This window comes from Gordonia sp. Swx-4, from assembly GCF_030316175.1.
GTDB classification, from domain to species: domain Bacteria; phylum Actinomycetota; class Actinomycetes; order Mycobacteriales; family Mycobacteriaceae; genus Gordonia; species Gordonia alkanivorans.
The window spans coordinates 4781942-4798347 of record NZ_CP128197.1 but is presented as its reverse complement, the minus strand read 5'-3'; the positions used below and the strand labels follow the sequence as shown (position 1 = coordinate 4798347).

The 16406-nt window shown below is 66.7% G+C and carries 15 protein-coding genes and 1 pseudogene; 14 read left to right on the top strand and 2 right to left on the bottom strand.

Annotation, left to right across the window (positions count from 1 at the left end):
- The first annotated feature begins 113 nt into the window (after positions 1 to 113).
- The 3 genes from PWF70_RS21730 to PWF70_RS21720 are packed head-to-tail and all read left to right on the top strand — an operon-like array spanning position 114 to position 1796.
- Positions 114 to 1088 carry an alpha/beta hydrolase gene (locus tag PWF70_RS21730; protein ID WP_006357131.1) on the top strand — a complete coding sequence of 325 codons (975 nt, stop codon included), beginning with the start codon at positions 114 to 116 and terminating at the stop codon, positions 1086 to 1088.
- Positions 1089 to 1092: 4 nt separating this feature from the next.
- Entirely contained in the window at positions 1093 to 1467 is a 375-nt protein-coding gene (locus PWF70_RS21725; protein WP_006357132.1) for a YidH family protein, read from the top strand.
- Between the two features lie 47 nt (positions 1468 to 1514).
- Positions 1515 to 1796 (top strand): hypothetical protein, encoded by a 282-nt coding sequence (locus PWF70_RS21720; protein WP_035753791.1) that lies wholly within the window; start codon positions 1515 to 1517, stop codon positions 1794 to 1796.
- Positions 1797 to 1852: 56 nt separating this feature from the next.
- On the opposite strand, the gene PWF70_RS21715 is transcribed toward PWF70_RS21720, so the two are convergent.
- On the bottom strand, positions 1853 to 3772 hold the full coding sequence (locus tag PWF70_RS21715; RefSeq protein WP_075863743.1) for an ABC transporter ATP-binding protein: 1920 nt from the start codon (positions 3770 to 3772) through the stop codon (positions 1853 to 1855).
- A gap of 183 nt (positions 3773 to 3955) precedes the next feature.
- Between PWF70_RS21715 and fgd the strand changes: the two genes are divergently transcribed.
- The 9 genes and pseudogenes from fgd to PWF70_RS21670 all read left to right on the top strand — a co-directional run bounded on the left by fgd (position 3956) and on the right by PWF70_RS21670 (position 11488).
- On the top strand, positions 3956 to 4966 hold the full coding sequence (fgd, locus tag PWF70_RS21710) for a glucose-6-phosphate dehydrogenase (coenzyme-F420) (protein ID WP_075863744.1): 1011 nt from the start codon (positions 3956 to 3958) through the stop codon (positions 4964 to 4966).
- A 61-nt stretch (positions 4967 to 5027) separates the two neighbouring features.
- Positions 5028 to 5354 (top strand): annotated as a pseudogene (locus tag PWF70_RS21705) (EamA family transporter); the annotation flags it as partial.
- A gap of 66 nt (positions 5355 to 5420) precedes the next feature.
- Positions 5421 to 6023, top strand: a complete 603-nt coding sequence (locus tag PWF70_RS21700; RefSeq protein WP_075863745.1) for a TetR/AcrR family transcriptional regulator — start codon at positions 5421 to 5423, stop codon at positions 6021 to 6023.
- Between the two features lie 263 nt (positions 6024 to 6286).
- The gene (locus tag PWF70_RS21695; RefSeq protein WP_075863746.1) at positions 6287 to 6793 is read left to right on the top strand and encodes a flavin reductase family protein; all 507 of its coding nucleotides are present in this window, start codon (positions 6287 to 6289) and stop codon (positions 6791 to 6793) included.
- A 139-nt stretch (positions 6794 to 6932) separates the two neighbouring features.
- Positions 6933 to 8012 (top strand): LLM class flavin-dependent oxidoreductase, encoded by a 1080-nt coding sequence (locus PWF70_RS21690; protein ID WP_075863747.1) that lies wholly within the window; start codon positions 6933 to 6935, stop codon positions 8010 to 8012.
- 92 nt (positions 8013 to 8104) lie between these two features.
- A complete protein-coding gene (locus PWF70_RS21685; RefSeq protein WP_075863748.1) occupies positions 8105 to 8443 on the top strand; it encodes a cupin domain-containing protein in 339 nt (112 codons plus the stop codon).
- Between the two features lie 184 nt (positions 8444 to 8627).
- Positions 8628 to 9413, top strand: a complete 786-nt coding sequence (locus PWF70_RS21680; protein WP_084813234.1) for an SDR family NAD(P)-dependent oxidoreductase — start codon at positions 8628 to 8630, stop codon at positions 9411 to 9413.
- Between the two features lie 66 nt (positions 9414 to 9479).
- Entirely contained in the window at positions 9480 to 10745 is a 1266-nt protein-coding gene (locus PWF70_RS21675; protein WP_075863749.1) for an ethanolamine utilization protein EutH, read from the top strand.
- Positions 10746 to 10852: 107 nt separating this feature from the next.
- Positions 10853 to 11488, top strand: a complete 636-nt coding sequence (locus PWF70_RS21670; protein ID WP_084813235.1) for a 3,4-dihydroxy-2-butanone-4-phosphate synthase — start codon at positions 10853 to 10855, stop codon at positions 11486 to 11488.
- Positions 11489 to 11601: 113 nt separating this feature from the next.
- On the opposite strand, the gene PWF70_RS21665 is transcribed toward PWF70_RS21670, so the two are convergent.
- Positions 11602 to 13212 carry a PucR family transcriptional regulator gene (locus PWF70_RS21665; protein WP_075863750.1) on the bottom strand — a complete coding sequence of 537 codons (1611 nt, stop codon included), beginning with the start codon at positions 13210 to 13212 and terminating at the stop codon, positions 11602 to 11604.
- Between the two features lie 214 nt (positions 13213 to 13426).
- Between PWF70_RS21665 and PWF70_RS21660 the strand changes: the two genes are divergently transcribed.
- A complete protein-coding gene (locus PWF70_RS21660) occupies positions 13427 to 14935 on the top strand; it encodes a CoA-acylating methylmalonate-semialdehyde dehydrogenase (RefSeq protein WP_075863751.1) in 1509 nt (502 codons plus the stop codon).
- 33 nt (positions 14936 to 14968) lie between these two features.
- Positions 14969 to 16357 carry an aspartate aminotransferase family protein gene (locus PWF70_RS21655; protein ID WP_075863752.1) on the top strand — a complete coding sequence of 463 codons (1389 nt, stop codon included), beginning with the start codon at positions 14969 to 14971 and terminating at the stop codon, positions 16355 to 16357.
- The last annotated feature ends 49 nt before the right edge of the window (positions 16358 to 16406 follow it).

The following is a 16406-nucleotide window of genomic DNA, read 5'->3' as shown; positions in this document are numbered from 1 at the left end:
TAGCGGACCCAGGTGGCCGGCAGGCCAAGGCTTGGTGAATGTTTTTGCTCGGCGTTTACCGGTTATACGGAGGCGCCGAGGGTGTAGCTTCGGCTCAGACCAGGAGGAGTCCCATGCCCATCGTTCACCACCGGCGGCCGAGCCTCCTGTCGTATCCCCTCTGGTTCGGCTCCCGCGTGTTCCTGAAGCCGCTGCTCACGCTGTGGCCGATCAACAAGGCGGGCATGGCCGGACTGTTCCTCATCGACCGGGTCGTCGCCGTGGGGCCCAAGCCCCGGGGGGTGGTCCGTGAACAGCTGACCCTCGCCGGGCGCTCGACGGAGCTGGCGATGCCGGCCGGCCCGTCACGCCGCGACAGCGACACGGCGATGCTGTACCTCCACGGTGGTGCCTTCGTCGTCTGCGGTATCGGCACCCATCGCTCGATCGCCGCGCGGCTGGCCCGGGCCTGCGAGGTCCCGGTCTTCTCGCTCGAGTACCGGCAGCTGCCGGAGGCCGGGGTGGGCGCGTCGGTGGCCGACGCCGTCGCCGCCTACGCCGAGCTCATCAACGAACGCCACTATCGACGGGTCATCGTCGCCGGCGACTCGGCCGGCGGGTTCCTGGCGGCGAAGGTCGTGGAGGCCGCCGTCGAACGCGGACTCCCCGCCCCGGCCGCACTCGTCGGCTTTTCCCCGCTGCTCGACGTCGACCTGGGCACCAACCCGGACCGGTCCAGCCGCTCCGACGCCTACATTCCGAAGTCGAAGATGGCGAAGCTGGCACCGCAGTTCGATCGCGGTCCCGTGCCGCTGACCGGGGTGCGCCGTATCGCCGACCTCGACCCGGTCGAGTTCCCGCCGACGGTCATGGTCACCGCAGAGGGGGAGATGCTCGAACCGGACGTCATCGGCCTGATCGAGATTCTCGACGAGGCCGGGGTCGAGGCCCTCGCCCACAGTTACGCTTGGCAGGTACACGCGTTCCCGGTGCTCGCCTCGCATCACCCGGAGACGATCCACGCGATCGAGGCGACCGCGGCCTTCGCGAAAGAGGCGATACGAGAGGGCAAGAGCGCTGACGACCGAGAGGACCAACGGGCCGGCTGACGGAGTGGGCGCCGGACCCGGCGAGGGCGCGACTCCGACCCCCGCGCCACCTGGTGCGATCGACGCGCGCTTCACCCTCGCCGCCGAACGCACACTCCTCGCGTGGGTTCGCACCGCCCTCGGGTTCATGGCCGCCGGGATGGCGATCGTCTACCTGGCCCCGGACATCGACAATCCGGTCCTCGAACTGATCCTGGGGCTCATCCTCGTCGCTCTGGGCTGCTCCCTGGCGGTGATCGGTGCGTGGCGCTGGCGTCGAACGATGCGCGTCCTCCAGCGCGGTGGGCAGATGCCGGGCCCGGCCCAGATCCTGTTCGTCGTCACTGCGATAGTGGTGGTGGCCATCCTGATCGCGGTCGTCGTCGTAATCCAGACGTGATCGGGTCCAGACCTGATCGCCAGCAACCGTTCTATCCAGGAGTTCCCGTGAGTACCGGCCCCGACTTCTCCCGCGGCGCGCAGACGCTGTCGACGACGATGACCAGCATCGGAGCGGCCATCCTCATCGTCTGCATCGGCTGGCTGACCGTCGGCTGGTGGCAGGACGGCCGCTGGTTCTGGGTGGCCGTCGGCATCGCCGTCATCGTGGTCAACATCGTGCTGATCGGCATGCAGCTGCGCCGCCGCCTGAGCGAGCGCGTCAACGATCCCCGGAAACCCCGCCGCCCGCTGATCGACACCTTCGACGACCTCGAAGACGAGCAGTGAGCCCTGCGTCCCCTGTCGCCTGAGGTGCGAGGAGCGCAGCGACGAGCCTCGAAGGCCTAGGCGCTCAGCGTGCCGTCGTCGTCCTCGTCCCCACCGTCGGCGAACTGCGTGCGGTAGAGCTCGGCGTAGCGACCGTTTCGTGCGAGGAGCGTCGGATGATCGCCGCGTTCGACGACGCGTCCCGCTTCGAGCACCACGATCTGATCGGCCGCGCGGATCGTCGAGAGCCGGTGCGCGATCACGATCGAGGTACGACCTTCGAGGGCCTCGCCCAAGGCCTCCTGAACTGCCGCCTCCGAGGTCGAATCCAAGTGTGCGGTCGCCTCGTCGAGGATCACCACCGACGGCTGTGCCAGCAGCAGGCGTGCGATCGTCATCCGCTGACGCTCACCGCCGGAGAGCCGGTAGCCGCGTTCGCCGACGATGGTGTCGAGTCCGTCGGGCAACGATGCCACGAGCTCCTCGAGGCGTGCTCGGCGTAGCGCGTCCCAGATCTCCTCATCGGACGTGTCGGGCCGTGCGAGAACGAGATTGGCGCGGATGGTGTCGTGGAAGAGGTGGCCGTCCTGGGTGACCAGGCCGACCGTACGATGAACCGACGCGATCTGCAGGTCACGGATGTCGACGCCGGCGAGCTGGACCGAGCCCTCGTCGACGTCGTACAGCCTCGTGGCGAGACTCGCGATGGTCGACTTGCCGGCACCCGAACTGCCCACGAGCGCCACCATGCTACCCGCGGGAACATCGAGGTCCACGTGGTGCAGGACGGTCTGTCCGGCCCGGTTGTCCAGCTGCGCAACCTCTTCCAGCGACGCCAGCGAGACCTTGTCGGCCGACGGGTAGGCGAAGGAGACGTCGTCGAAGCGCACCGACACCGGCACCGGCCGGCCGCTCTCGGTGCCGGGCACCGGGCGAGCGTCCGGGGCGTCGACGATCAGCGGTGTCAGGTCGAGGACCTCGAAGACGCGCTCGAAACTCACCAGCGCGCTCATGATCTCGACGCGGGCGTTCGCCAGGGCGGTGAGCGGCGCGTACATCCGGGTCAGCAGCAGTGCGAGGGACACGACCGCGCCCGCCGACAGATGTTCGTGCACGGCGAGCCATCCGCCGAGCCCGTAGACCAGTGCGAGCGCGAGTGCCGACACGAGAGTCAGAGCGGTGAAGAAGTAGGCCTGCAGCATGGCGCGCCGGACGCCGATGTCGCGCACGCGATCTGCGCGGTCGGCGAACTCGCGGGATTCCAGGTCGGGCCGTCCGAACAGCTTGACCAGGGTGGCACCGGGAGCGGAGAACCGCTCGGTCATCTGCGTCGACATGCGCGCGTTGTGCTCGGCTGCTTCACGTGACAGGGCAGCCATCCGGCCTCCCATCCGACGTGCCGGGATCACGAACACCGGGAGCAGCACCAGGGCGAGAATCGTGATCTGCCAACTGATGTAGATCATCACGCCCAGAGTCAGGGTGAGCGTCACGATGTTCGACACGACACCGGAGAGGGTGTCGCTGAAGGCGCGCTGGGCGCCGATCACGTCGTTGTTGAGCCGGCTCACGAGCGCGCCGGTCCGGGTTCGGGTGAAGAAGGCGACCGGCATGCGCTGGACATGGTCGAAGACCGCGCGACGCAGATCGAGGATGAGACCCTCGCCGATGTTCGACGACAGCCACCGCACTCCGATTCCGGCCGCCGCTTCGGCGACGGCGATCAGGGCGATCGCCACCGCGAGCCCGACGATCATCGCCTCGGCCCCGTTGTCGGTGATGAGGTTGACGACGCGTCCGGCGAGGAGCGGGGTCACCACGGTCAGGACCGCGGTGAACACCGACAGCACCAGGAACAGCGCGATCCGCCGTCGGTGGGGGCTCGCGAACCCACCGATCCGACGCAGCGTCGCGCGCCGATCCCCCCGCAGTCGCTTACCGTCCGGCGAGGTCGACGACTTGTACATCATGTCCCAGGCGACCGACTCCATGCTCATGTCGCCCAGGGTAGAACTTAAAGTTGACTTGAGGTCCAATCCGGGGGGTGGGCGCTCGAATCGGACGGGAAGAGTCGCGCTCTCGCCGATGCTCTAGGTTGGTAATCGAGGTCACAACAGCGATCACGATCAGCGGATCGACCAGGGAAAGGTCGGCACGGCCGACGGTTAGGGGCGAGGCTCATGGCAGAACTCAAGCTCGGTTTCAAGGCGTCAGCGGAGCAGTTCGATCCGCGCGAGCTGGTGGAGATCGCGGTCGCGGCCGAAGAGCACGGGCTGGATTCGGTCGCGGTCAGTGACCACTTCCAGCCGTGGCGGCACAACGGCGGCCACGCTCCCTTCTCGCTCGCGTGGATGGCGGCCGTCGGCGAGCGCACCAAGCGCGTCCAGATCGGCACATCGGTCATGACCCCGACCTTCCGTTACAACCCCGCCGTCATCGCCCAGGCCTTCGCGTCGATGGGGTGCATGTACCCGGGCCGCATCATGCTCGGCGTCGGCACCGGCGAGGCACTCAACGAGTACGCCACCGGGTTCCAGGGGGAGTGGCCCGAGTTCAAGGAGCGCTTCGCCCGCCTGCGCGAGTCGATCAAGCTCATGCGCGAACTGTGGACCGGCGAAGAGGTCAACTTCGACGGCGAGTACTACCACACGCAGGGCGCCTACATGTATGACGTTCCGGAACAACCGATCCCGGTGTACGTCGCCGCCGGCGGGCCGGTCGTGGCACGCTATGCGGGACGCGCCGGTGACGGCTTCATCTGCACCTCCGGCAAGGGCGCCGAGCTCTACACCGAGAAGCTGCTGCCCGCGGTGAAGGAAGGCGCGGAGAAGGCCGAACGCGACTTCGACGCCATCGACAAGATGATCGAGATCAAGATCTCCTACGATCCCGATCCCGAACTGGCGCTGGAGAACACGCGCTTCTGGGCACCCCTGTCGCTGACCCCGGAGCAGAAGCACAGCGTCAACAGCTCCACCGAGATGGAACGTCTCGCCGACGAGCTGCCCATCGAGCAGGTCGCCAAGCGCTGGATCGTCGCCTCCGACCCCGACGAGGCCGTCGAGAAGGTCAAGTTCTACACCGACGCCGGACTCAACCACCTCGTCTTCCACGCGCCGGGGCACGATCAGCGTCGCTTCCTGGAGAACTTCCGGCGCGATCTGGAACCGCGCCTGCGCAAGCTGGGCTAGTCGCAGTTTCATAGCTCGAAACCGCGCTCAGCGCGGCTTCGAGCTATGAAATCGCTTGTCCGCGTCGGCGACCGCCGCGGTGATCTATCTCGGCGTCGGGCCCACTGCGATCGCCTTCTCCACGTGGGCCTATGCCCTCGCGCGCACCGATGCCGGCGCAATGGCGGCGACGACGCTCGTGGTTCCGGCGATCGTCATCGTGATGTCCTGGGCGCTTCTCGACGAACTGCCGACCGGCGTCGGGATCGTCGGCGGCGTGCTGTGCATCGGCGGGGTGGCGGTCGCTCGTCGGTTGCTGCCGCTGACCCGCCGGGTCGTGAGCGTCCCGCCGGAGGACGCCGCCGACGATGCGGGGGCCACTGTGGTGCCGGGGCCCGGAGTGCGATAATCGCGGTTCGGACCGACCGTCGAGACCTGGGCGCCGCGGTCTGCCGGCGGTCATCGGGAAGGAACCATGAAGGCGAAGAATGCGCGGTCCGAAGCGACGCGCGCCGCTCTCATGGAAGCGGCCCTGCAGGTGATCACCGAGAGCGGCGTCAAGAGCGTCACCCACCGCAAGGTGTGCAGTGCCGCCGGCCTCGCGTTGGGCACGGTGAACTACCACTACGCGGACCTCGACGAACTGCTTCTCGATGCGTTCGCCTACTACGTCGACCGGAGTTCGGAGAAGTACGAGAGCAGCTTCTCTTACGTCCGCAGCGACGACGACTTGGCCGATGCGGTCGTCGACATGACCCGAAAGCTCTCGGAGGACACGCAATCGGTGGTCCTCATGTGGGAGATGTACGCGCAGGGCGTTCGCGAGAAGGCCTACCGGCAGCTCATCCGAAAGTGGTCCAAGCGTGCCAAATCGGGTGTCGAGATGTACTGCTCCCCTCGGGTGGCGACGATCCTCGAAGCGGTCTGGGACGGTTCCACCGTCCAGCGGAACGTCGGTGATGCATCCCTGTCCGACGCGGATCTGCGCGAGGTCGTGCTCGGGATCATCCGCTCGGACGAGTCCCGGGAGTACCCGCAGGTGAGGGCTCGTACCGCGGGCGCGCGGGCCTCTTCCTGACGCATTCTGTCCGGCGCTGCCGAGTGCTCTGACGTGTTGCGCTCACTGCCCAACAAATGTTCAGTTGTGTCTCAATTTTTCACCCTCGGACGGCCCTCTGTCTGGCTAGAATCCGGCTCCGTTAACACGGACGTAACTGGTCAGTTCTCTTGTTACAGCACGGAAAACTTGGGAACTACCCGTTGACAGCGGGTTCCCAACCGCTTTAGGTTTACGTCCATCAAAGTTTCAACAAATGTTCAGAACTGTTGAAGGGGCGCTAGATGACAACCCGAGCGTTCGACCACTCGGCCTTCAAGAAGGCGGTAGGCCAGTTCCCCAGCGGACTCACCATCGTCACCGGTGTCCGTGATGGACAGCCGCACGGAATGACCCTCCAGTCGTTCATGTCCCTGTCCCTCGATCCTGCGCTGATCGCCATCGCGCCGGCCCGGACGTCGACCACGTGGCCGGTCATCGCCGAGACGGGATCGTTCGCGGTCAACATCCTCTCGGAAGAGCACTCCGAGCTGGCCCGCAAGTTCGCGTCGAGCGGCGGCGATCGTTTCGAATCACTCGACTACACAACCACTTCCACCGGCAACCCGATCCTGGGCGAGACGGTGACCTGGTTCGACTGCCGTATCGCCGACATCCTCGACGGCGGCGACCATGTGATCGTGATCGGTGAGGTCCTCGAACTCGGTCAGTCCGACGAGTCGGTAGTACGCGAGCCGATCATCTTCCATCGCAGCGGATTCCGTCGGCTCGCCGAGCCGGCGCCCGCGTAGGACGTTCCCCGGCCTCGACGACGCGGCTTCCAAACTCCCAGATCCCAAGCAGCAGAACGCAACCGACGGCGCACCGCGCCGGACGGCCATCCCGCCCTACCCGCCGGCATCCGCCGGCCCATCGAGAAAGAGGAAACCAATGAAGTTCGGAATCTTCAGCGCCCCGTACTCGCACGACTACGCTCACGGCAACCGCGCCGCCAAAGAGGTCATCGACTGGGACCTCACGATGGTGAAGTGGGCCGAGGAATACGGTTGGGACGAGGCGTTCTTCGCCGAGCACTACACCCTGGGTGGTGAGCCCTCGCCGGCCCCCGACGCGATGATCGCGGCCGCCTCGCAGGTCACCGAGCGTCTCACCCTGGGTGCCGCCGCCCACCTGCTGCCGTACCACAACCCGATCGCCCTGGCGCACCGCATGATGTGGCTCGACCACATGACCGGCGGCCGCTACGTCGCCGGTGTCGCTCCGGGCGCGTACCCGTCGGACGCCCAGCTGTTCGGCACCGGTAAGAACAACCAGAAGATGATGGTCGAGGCCCTCGACATCATCGAGGCGATCACCGGGCGCGAAGGCCCGTTCAAGATCGAGGGCGAGTACTTCTCCGTCGACATGCCTGCTTACGACGAGGAGATCGCGGGTCCGCACCTCAAGCCTCATGGTGCGAAGCTCCCGCTGATGATCACCGGTATGTCGGAGAACTCTTCCACCATCAAGTTCGCCGGCAGCCGCGGTGCCTACCTGCTCAGCCAGCAGACCCACGAGAAGACCTGGCTGAACCACTGGGAGACCTATTCGACAGCCGCGGCGGAAGCCGGTCACAACCCGAGCAAGGCCGACTGGCGCGTCTGCCGCGACATCTTCGTCGCCGACACCGACGCCGAAGCCATCGACCTGGTCCGCAACGGCGCCATGGGCAAGATGTGGGCCGAGTACAACATCCCCAACTTCGTGCGACTCGGCCTGGGCCCGCTGCTGACCGGCGGTCAGATCTCCGTCGACGAACTCAGCCTCGACTGGATGATCGACAACTTCTTCATCATCGGCTCGCCCGACACCGTCGCCGCCCGCATCGAGGAGCTGTACAACGCCGTCGACGGCTTCGGCACGCTGGTGTCCTTCGTCTACGAGTACACCGATACGCCTGAGGTGTACCGCCGCAGCTTCGAGCTCCTCGGCCAGAAGGTCGCCCCGCAGCTCGCGCACCTCAACGGCTGACACCTCCGCTCCGCAACAACCCCGCCTCTGGGTCGGTCCGCCGGACATCGGCGTCCGGCGGACCGACCCATCCCCCGAAAGGACCCCACGCCTTGGCCAACATCGTCACCTCCCGGCACCTCAACATCAGCGAGGCCGACCTCGACGAGCGGGAGAAGACCGACCCGGAGACCGGGACCATCAGCTCGCGCGTGCTGTGGGCCGACGGCGGTCAGTCGCACGGCCTCTGGCAGATGACGCCCGGCGTGCTGCGCAACGTCCACGGGCCGGAGTCGGTCGCCATCGTGGCCGGCCGGGCCAAGGTCACCGTCCATCCCTCCGACGAGGTCTTCGAGATCGCGGCCGGCGACACCTTCGTCATCGACGCGGGCGAAACGGCCACCTGGGAGGTCCTCGAGACCGTCCGCAAGTTCTACGTCATCAACCGCTAGCAGTTCCCCGTCTGCGCGAGCGGACAGAAGTATCCGTCTGCGAGAGCAGACCACATCTGCCTGGTCAAGACCGGGATGACGCTTTTCACCCGTGAACTCCCAGTGCCGTGAGATTCACGCCTCCCGTCAGGCCGCGTCGGCCACCGCACCCATAAGATTCACGAACGCTTGAAAGGTATTCATCATGAGCAGCACCGCACCTGCCATCACCCGCCTGAAGGGCCGCGTCGCCCTCGTCACCGGTGGCGCCGGCGGCCAGGGACTCGAGCACACCCGCCGCCTCGCGCAGGAAGGTGCCGTCGTCCACTTCGCCGACATCAACGCCGAGGTCGGTGCAGAGGCCGAGCGCACGCTCAAGGCGGAGGGCCTGCAGGTCGTCTTCCATCAGCTGGACGTCAGCAGCATCGATCAGTGGAAGGCACTGGCCGCCGAGCTGGAGACCACCGTCGGCTACCTCGACATCCTGGTCAACAACGCCGGCATCCTCGCCGACATCCACCCGGCCGAGCTCTCCACCGAGGCCGCGTGGGAGAAGACGACCAACGTCAACCAGAAGTCCATCTTCCTGTCGTTCCACACGATGATCCCGCTGCTCAAGAAGAGCAAGCACGCTGCGGTGATCAACACCTCCAGCATCTTCGGTCTCGTCGGTGCGGACGGTTACCTCTCCTACGTCGCCTCCAAGGGTGCGGTGACGCTGATGACGAAGTCCGCCGCCTTCAGCTATGGCAAGTTCGGCATCCGCGTCAACAGCATCCACCCGGGCTACATCGACACCCAGATGCTGCGCGACGAGTTCGCACAGCTCGGTGAGGGTGCCGAAGAGGCCACCCTGGCCACCATCCCGATGGGTCGCCTGGCCGGACCGGAGGAGATCTCTCCGACGGTGGCATTCCTGGCCTCCGATGATGCCTCGTACATCACCGGCGCCGAGGTGCTCATCGACGGCGGCCTGCTCGCGGGTCGCTGAGGCGGCGGGACAAGGGGCCAGCGAAATGTACTCGCAACTGGATTCACGTGAAGGGAGGTCGGCCTGATGGAACTGTTCGGCCAGATCATCATCTACATCATGATGGCGTTCCTGCTCCTCGGGGCCGGCGCCTATATCTTCAAACCGGGTTCACCGCTGGGCGAGGAGTTCCGCGAGGGACTCATGTCGATCGGCCCGATCTTCATCCCGGTCGGCGGCATGATGGCGATCATCCCGTTTCTCGCGGACGCGATCGACAAGTGGATCGCTCCCGCCTACCGATGGATGCACTCCGATGCGTCGATCGCGGTCAGTTCGTTCATCCCGGCGGATCAGGGCGCCTACCAGCTGTCCCTCGAGGTCGCCGGAAGCCACAACGCGTGGATCCTCGCCTTCGCGGTCGCGATGACCGCCGGGTCGACGATCACCTTCAGCGTTCCGGTCGGCCTGGCAATGCTGCCCAAGAAGGACCACAAGTTCATGGCGCTGGGTGTGATGGCCGGCTTGCTCGCCATTCCGTTCACCGCCTTCTTCATGACCCTCATCCTGGCGCAGACGGGTGTGTTGCTCCGTGAGGACGTCTCGGTGGATTCGCCGAGCACCAAGCCCTTCGACCTCCCGGTCGGCGACATCCTGCTGAATCTCATTCCGCTGGTGGTGCTGATGGTCGTGCTGGCCCTGATGCTGAAGTTCTTCCCCCGGCAGGCGATCACCGGATTCATGGCCTTCGGACAGTTGATCCGTGGCGTCACCGCGGCCGCGCTCGCGCTCTCCATCGTCGAGTACTTCACCGGGGTCTTCTCCTGGATGTTCGGCTCGTGGGGTCTTGCGCCCTTCATCGCCGACGAGGAGAACCAGTTCCGGGCGCTGGAAACCGCAGGCTACATCGGCGTCATGCTCGCGGGTGCGTTCCCGATGGTCTATGCCATCCGGACGTGGCTGGAGAAGCCGCTGGCCCTGCTGGGCAAGCGCGTCGGTGTCTCCGAGGCCGGTATGGCCGGCTTCTTCGCCGGTGCCGCGAACGTCCTGGCCCTGTTCCGGGTGGTTCCGCTGATGCCGCCGCGTGACAAGGTGCTGACCATCGCCTTCGCGGTCTGTGCTGCCTTCGCCATCGGCGACTTCATCGCCTTTACGGCGAACTTCCAGCCGAACATGATCGGCGCGATGCTCATCGGCAAGCTCCTCGGTGGGATCGTCGCGATCTTCATCGCACTGTGGCTCGCGGTTCCGCACGCCGAGCGACTGGGCAAGGAAGACGAGGCCGCCGAAGCCCGCGCCCGGGCAGCGGATTCCGTCGAACCCGACGCCGGAGATCTCGCCGAGCGCGTCTGAAAGACCCTGCCTCACGGTAGGTGTTCCACCTGAACCCGGCCGCCGATCGATCGTGATGGGTCCGATCGGTCGGCGGCCGCTCCAATCTTCCTCCGAGAGGACTCGCGATGACCGTGATGCTGGAACGTGCAATCTCTCAGCAGGATTCGACGCACATATCACCTGAGGTGTTCGACGATCTGCGTGCCGGACGTCCCGTCGTCGTGTTCGACGTCGAATCCGGGCGCGTGGTCCTCGCCCTCGCCGCCGAACCCGCGACGACTGAGCAGATGGCCTTCGTCATCCAATTCGGTTCGGGTCTGGTGACGGTGTCGCTCCCCGCCGACCGGTGCCGGGTCCTGGGCCTGCCCCCGATGCTCACGGCAGGTGACGTGACGCCGGGCGCACCAACAGATTTCGCGGTGTCGGTGGATGCGGTTGCCGGTGTCGGCACCGGTATCTCGGCTGCTGACCGCGCCCGTACCGTTCGGGCGCTGGCCGACGATGCGCTGGGCCACGCCGACTTCACCCGGCCGGGTCACGTCCTGGTCGTCGGGGTCACCGACGGCGCCGGGGCGTCGTACGGTTGTGCACGCGAACTGGGCGAACTCGTCCGTCGCGCGGGACTTTCCGGTGTCGTCGCCTTCGCCGACCTGGTGTCGGTGCGCGACGAGACCCAGATGGCCGACGCCGGTGAGGCATTCGAGTTCGCCGCCGAGCACGGGCTCCGCGTCGTGTCGGTGCAGCAGATCCGGGAGTTGTGAATCCCCTTCACAACTCCCACCCGGAACGAAGTCGCGTGCGACATCAATTCGGCCACACGACCTCGATCGAAGTCGTTGAGCCGGATTGATATCGCGCGCGACTTCATTCTGTGTCAGCGGCTGCGTTCGGTCTCCGGCCGGCTGTCGAGGATGAGCAGCGCCGCATGCAGGGACGTCCGGGATTCGGCATCGTCGAGTTCGACGCCGAGGATGCGTTCGATTCGTGCGAGGCGGGCGTAGACCGTCGGGCGGGCGAGGTTCATGGCCTTGGCGAGTTCGGCCTTGTTGCCGCCGACCCCGATGAAGCGACGCAGTGTCTCGAGCAGATTGTCGTCGTGTCGCGCATGGTGTTCGAGGAGCCCTCGCAGCTCCGTCTCGGCGAACGCCTGAACACGCGCGTCGGATCGGATGACCGCGATCAGCCCCCGCAGCCGGACGTCGGTCGTCCGGTGAAACACCTTGTCGCTCTTCGGCAAGGACAACGCCGCCTCGGCGACATGTGCCGATTCCGCGAGTCCGCGCGCGGCATCGACGAGTCGCGTCGAATCCGGTGCGACGCCGATCGTCACGCTCACGACGCCGTCGAGCCGCATGAGCGAAGTCCGGATGGCCGTGCAGACCTCGGTCATCATGTCGGTGTTCCGGGAGGCCGACAGCGACAGGATGAGGTCGATCTGCCCGGATGGGCGCAACGCGGTCAGCGCGGTGCGTCCCACACCCCGTACCGAGTGCCGCACCGCGTCGAGCGCTCGCGTCAACCGTCCCTGTGCCAGTACCTGGTCGGCGCTGACGGATTCCACCACGCGAATCGTCAACGGCGCATAGGTGAGTCCCGGCTGGAGACCCAGCGCGTGCGCGCGGGCGGTGGCCTCGGCCTCGTCGGGGATCCGGCCCAGCCGCAGGTCGTCGACCAGACCGTTCTGGGCACGGATCTCCAGCTCGGTCCAGTTCTGTTCGATCATCCGATGCAGGGCGAGAGCCTGCGCCGCGCGCTCCACGGGCATGCGTGCGCGTTCGCCCAGGTCGCCTGGGTGCGGGACCACGAGCCGGCCCCACTCCTGACGGTGCGCCCCCACCGGCGCGGTCAGCCATCCCTCCGGTCCGGAGGTCGACGTCTCCCGCCCGCCGGGGGTGAGGCGGGAGCGTCTCTCCCAGTCGCGCAACAGATCCTTGGCCGAGGTGCCCCGCGCGGAGAACGCCAGCACCTGCCGGGTCAGATCCTCCAGGACGACCGCCGAGTCGATGAGTTCGGCTGCGGCGTCGACGATCTCCGTGACACCCGCGCGTCGCATGCCGAGCCCGGTGAACACCTCGTGGACATGTCGCGAGAAGACGACCTCCTCGTACTGGTCGGCGACGATGGCGCTGTGGACCTCTTCGGTCACGTCCACGAAGCGGATCGCGCGTTCGAGCACCATGACGGGCAGGTCGAGCCGATCCGCGTTCGCGGCAACGGAATCCGGTATATCGGCGTCGAGGAGCTCGGCGATCACGCCGACCGCGCCCGCAGCCGCCAGCCCCTCGAGATAGCCGGCCGGGTCCGCGAGAAGCGCCGGGCCGGTGGTCAGGACGATCTCGCCTCCCTGAAGCAGATCGGTGAGGTCGGCCAGGTCGCTGACGTGAGCCCACCGGACCTCGCGGTCGAGCCGCCCGCCACCGACCTGCCGCGGTAGTCCGTTCTGCACCACGGGAAGCGAGAGGATGTCGGCAATGGTCGGCTTCACGTAACAAAGTGTAAAGGATCGGGCCTCGAAACTTACACAGTGTCGGTCCCATGGGCGCTCCGGAGGCTGCATTCTGTAATCACCGCAGCGCACCGATTCTCCGCGCGGCTCCGGATTTCCCCTGGTTCCGGATGTCCCCTAGTACCGCCGCCTCGTATCCCACCCAGCAGTGATTCCACCCGGCAGTGCTCCCCACCAGCAAAGGACGCGATTCATGACCGCCACGCTCGCCACCAAGACGATCTCGCACTGGTTCGACAACAAGGAGTTCTCCGGCGCAAGTGACCGTTTCGCGCCGGTGACCAATCCGGCGACCGGTCAGGTCACCGGTCAGGTCGCACTGGCCGACACCGCCGACGCGCAGCGCGTGATCGAGGCCGCCGCAGCGGCTTTCCCGGCCTGGCGCGACACCTCGATCGCCAAGCGCACTTCGATCCTCTTCGCCTTCCGCGAACTGCTCAACGCTCGCAAGGCGGAGCTGGCCGAGATCATCACCTCCGAGCACGGCAAGGTGCTCTCCGACGCCCTCGGTGAGATCTCCCGCGGCCAGGAAGTCGTCGAATTCGCCTGCGGCATCGCGCATCTGCTCAAGGGCGGGATGACCGAGAACGCCTCGACCAAGGTCGACGTCGCCTCCCTCCGCCAGCCGCTCGGCCCGGTGGGCATCATCTCCCCGTTCAACTTCCCCGCGATGGTCCCGATGTGGTTCTTCCCGATCGCCATCGCCACCGGCAACACCGTGATCCTCAAGCCGTCGGAGAAGGTCCCCACCGCCGCCATCTGGATCGCCGAACTGTGGGCCGAGGCAGGCCTGCCCGCCGGCGTCTTCAACGTGTTGCAGGGTGACAAGACCGCCGTCGACGAGCTCCTGACCAACCGCGCCGTGAAGTCCATCTCCTTCGTCGGCTCGACCCCGATCGCGCAGTACGTCTACTCGACCGGCACCGCACACGGTAAGCGCGTGCAGGCCCTCGGCGGCGCCAAGAACCACGCCATCGTCCTCCCCGACGCCGACCTCGACCTCGCCGCCGACGCGATGGTCAACGCCGGCTTCGGCTCGGCCGGTGAACGCTGCATGGCCATCTCGGCGCTGGTCGCCGTCGGTGACATCGCCGACGAGCTGGTCGCGAAGATCTCCGAGCGCACCGTCGGCCTGGTGACCGGCGACGGCACCCGCAACTCCGACATGGGACCGCTGGTCACCAAGGCACACCGCGATCGCGTTGCCTCCTACGTCGACGCCGGTGAGGCTGCCGGCGCGACCATCGTCGTCGACGGTCGTGGCGTCCAGGCCGACGGCGAGGAGAACGGCTTCTGGCTGGGCCCGACCCTGATCGACAACGTCACCACCGACATGAGCGTCTACACCGACGAGATCTTCGGCCCGGTCCTCTCGGTCGTGCGCGTCGAGACCTACGACGAGGCGCTCGAACTGATCAACTCCAACCCGTACGGCAACGGCACCGCGATCTTCACCAACGACGGTGGCGCGGCACGTCGGTTCCAGAACGAGGTCGAGGTCGGCATGGTCGGCATCAACGTCCCGATCCCGGTTCCCACCGCCTACTACAGCTTCGGCGGCTGGAAGAACTCGCTGTTCGGCGATACCCACGCCCACGGCACCGAGGGTGTGCACTTCTTCACCCGCGGCAAGGTCGTCACCAGCCGCTGGCTCGACCCGAGTCACGGTGGCATCAACCTCGGTTTCCCGCAGAACAACTGACCTCGAGAGACCTGAGCAGAAAGGACATCTGACATGACCACCACAGAACATGTCATCCTGCCGACCGGGGAAGACCTCGAGTCCGCACGCGAGCGTGGCGTGCGCGCCCACGCCCTTGACCGCGCCCACGTGTTCCACTCCTGGTCGGCCCAGGAGCAGATCAATCCGATGACGATCCTCGCCGCCGAGGGCTCCTACGTCTGGGACGGCGAGGGAAATCGCCTGCTGGACTTCTCGTCCCAGCTGGTCAACACCAACATCGGGCATCAGCACCCGGCCGTGGTCAAGGCGATCCAGGAGCAGGCCGCGAAGCTGTGCACCATCGCCCCGCAGCACGCCAACGACGCCCGCTCCGAGGCTGCCCGCCTGATCGCCGAGCGCACCCCGGGCGATCTGAACAAGGTCTTCTTCACCAACGGTGGAGCAGACGCCAACGAGCATGCGGTCCGCATGGCGCGCCTGCACACGGGCCGGTACAAGGTGCTCACCCGCTACCGCTCGTACCACGGCGGCACCGACACCGCGATCAACATGACCGGTGACCCGCGTCGGTGGCCCAACGACTACGGCAACAGCGGAGTCGTCCACTTCCACGGACCGTTCCTCTACCGCTCACAGTTCCACGCCCAGGACGAGCAGCAGGAAACCGAGCGCGCCCTGGCCTCGCTCGACCAGCTGATCCGCCTCGAGGGACCCGACTCCATCGCAGCACTCGTGCTGGAGTCGGTCCCGGGCACCGCCGGCATCATGGTCCCGCCGCCCGGCTACATGGCCGGCGTCCGCGAGATCTGTGACCGCTACGGCATCGTATTCATCGCCGACGAGGTGATGGCCGGCTTCGGCCGTACCGGAAAGTGGTTCGCCATCGAGCATTTCGACGGCGTCGTGCCGGACCTGATCACCTTCGCCAAGGGCGTGAACTCGGGCTACGTGCCGCTCGGCGGCGTCGCGATCAGCGGCGAGATCGCCGCGACCTTCGCGCAGCGCCCGTACCCGGGTGGCCTGACCTACTCGGGTCACCCGCTCGCCACCGCCGCGGCCGTCGCGACGATCAACGCGATGACCGACGAGAAGATCGTCGAGAACGCCGCTCGCATCGGCAACGAGGTACTCGGTCCCGGACTGCGTGCGCTCGCCGACAAGCACCCGTCGGTGGGTGAGGTCCGCGGCCTCGGTGTCTTCTGGGCCATCGAGCTCGTCGCCGACCGGGCGACCCGGGAACCCCTGGCCCCGTACGGCGGAAGCAGCCCGGCCATGAACGAGGTGATCGCGTCGCTGAAGTCCAACGGACTGCTGCCGTTCGCAAACTTCAACCGCATCCACGCGGTGCCCCCGTGCACCGCCTCCGACGACGAGGTGCGCGAGGGTCTGGCGATCCTCGACACCGCACTCGACGTCGCGGATGCACACGTGAAGTCCTGATCACTCAGGACTGACAGGACACGCGTCCTGCACTCCCGGCCCACCCATG

Coding starts and splice junctions, on each gene's coding strand:
- PWF70_RS21730 (WP_006357131.1), top strand. CDS start 114: ATGCCCATCGTTCACCACCGGCGGCCGAGCCTCCTGTCGTATCCCCTC.
- PWF70_RS21715 (WP_075863743.1), bottom strand. CDS start 3,772: ATGAGCATGGAGTCGGTCGCCTGGGACATGATGTACAAGTCGTCGACC.
- fgd (WP_075863744.1), top strand. CDS start 3,956: ATGGCAGAACTCAAGCTCGGTTTCAAGGCGTCAGCGGAGCAGTTCGAT.
- PWF70_RS21700 (WP_075863745.1), top strand. CDS start 5,421: ATGAAGGCGAAGAATGCGCGGTCCGAAGCGACGCGCGCCGCTCTCATG.
- PWF70_RS21695 (WP_075863746.1), top strand. CDS start 6,287: ATGACAACCCGAGCGTTCGACCACTCGGCCTTCAAGAAGGCGGTAGGC.
- PWF70_RS21690 (WP_075863747.1), top strand. CDS start 6,933: ATGAAGTTCGGAATCTTCAGCGCCCCGTACTCGCACGACTACGCTCAC.
- PWF70_RS21680 (WP_084813234.1), top strand. CDS start 8,628: ATGAGCAGCACCGCACCTGCCATCACCCGCCTGAAGGGCCGCGTCGCC.
- PWF70_RS21675 (WP_075863749.1), top strand. CDS start 9,480: ATGGAACTGTTCGGCCAGATCATCATCTACATCATGATGGCGTTCCTG.
- PWF70_RS21670 (WP_084813235.1), top strand. CDS start 10,853: ATGACCGTGATGCTGGAACGTGCAATCTCTCAGCAGGATTCGACGCAC.
- PWF70_RS21660 (WP_075863751.1), top strand. CDS start 13,427: ATGACCGCCACGCTCGCCACCAAGACGATCTCGCACTGGTTCGACAAC.
- PWF70_RS21655 (WP_075863752.1), top strand. CDS start 14,969: ATGACCACCACAGAACATGTCATCCTGCCGACCGGGGAAGACCTCGAG.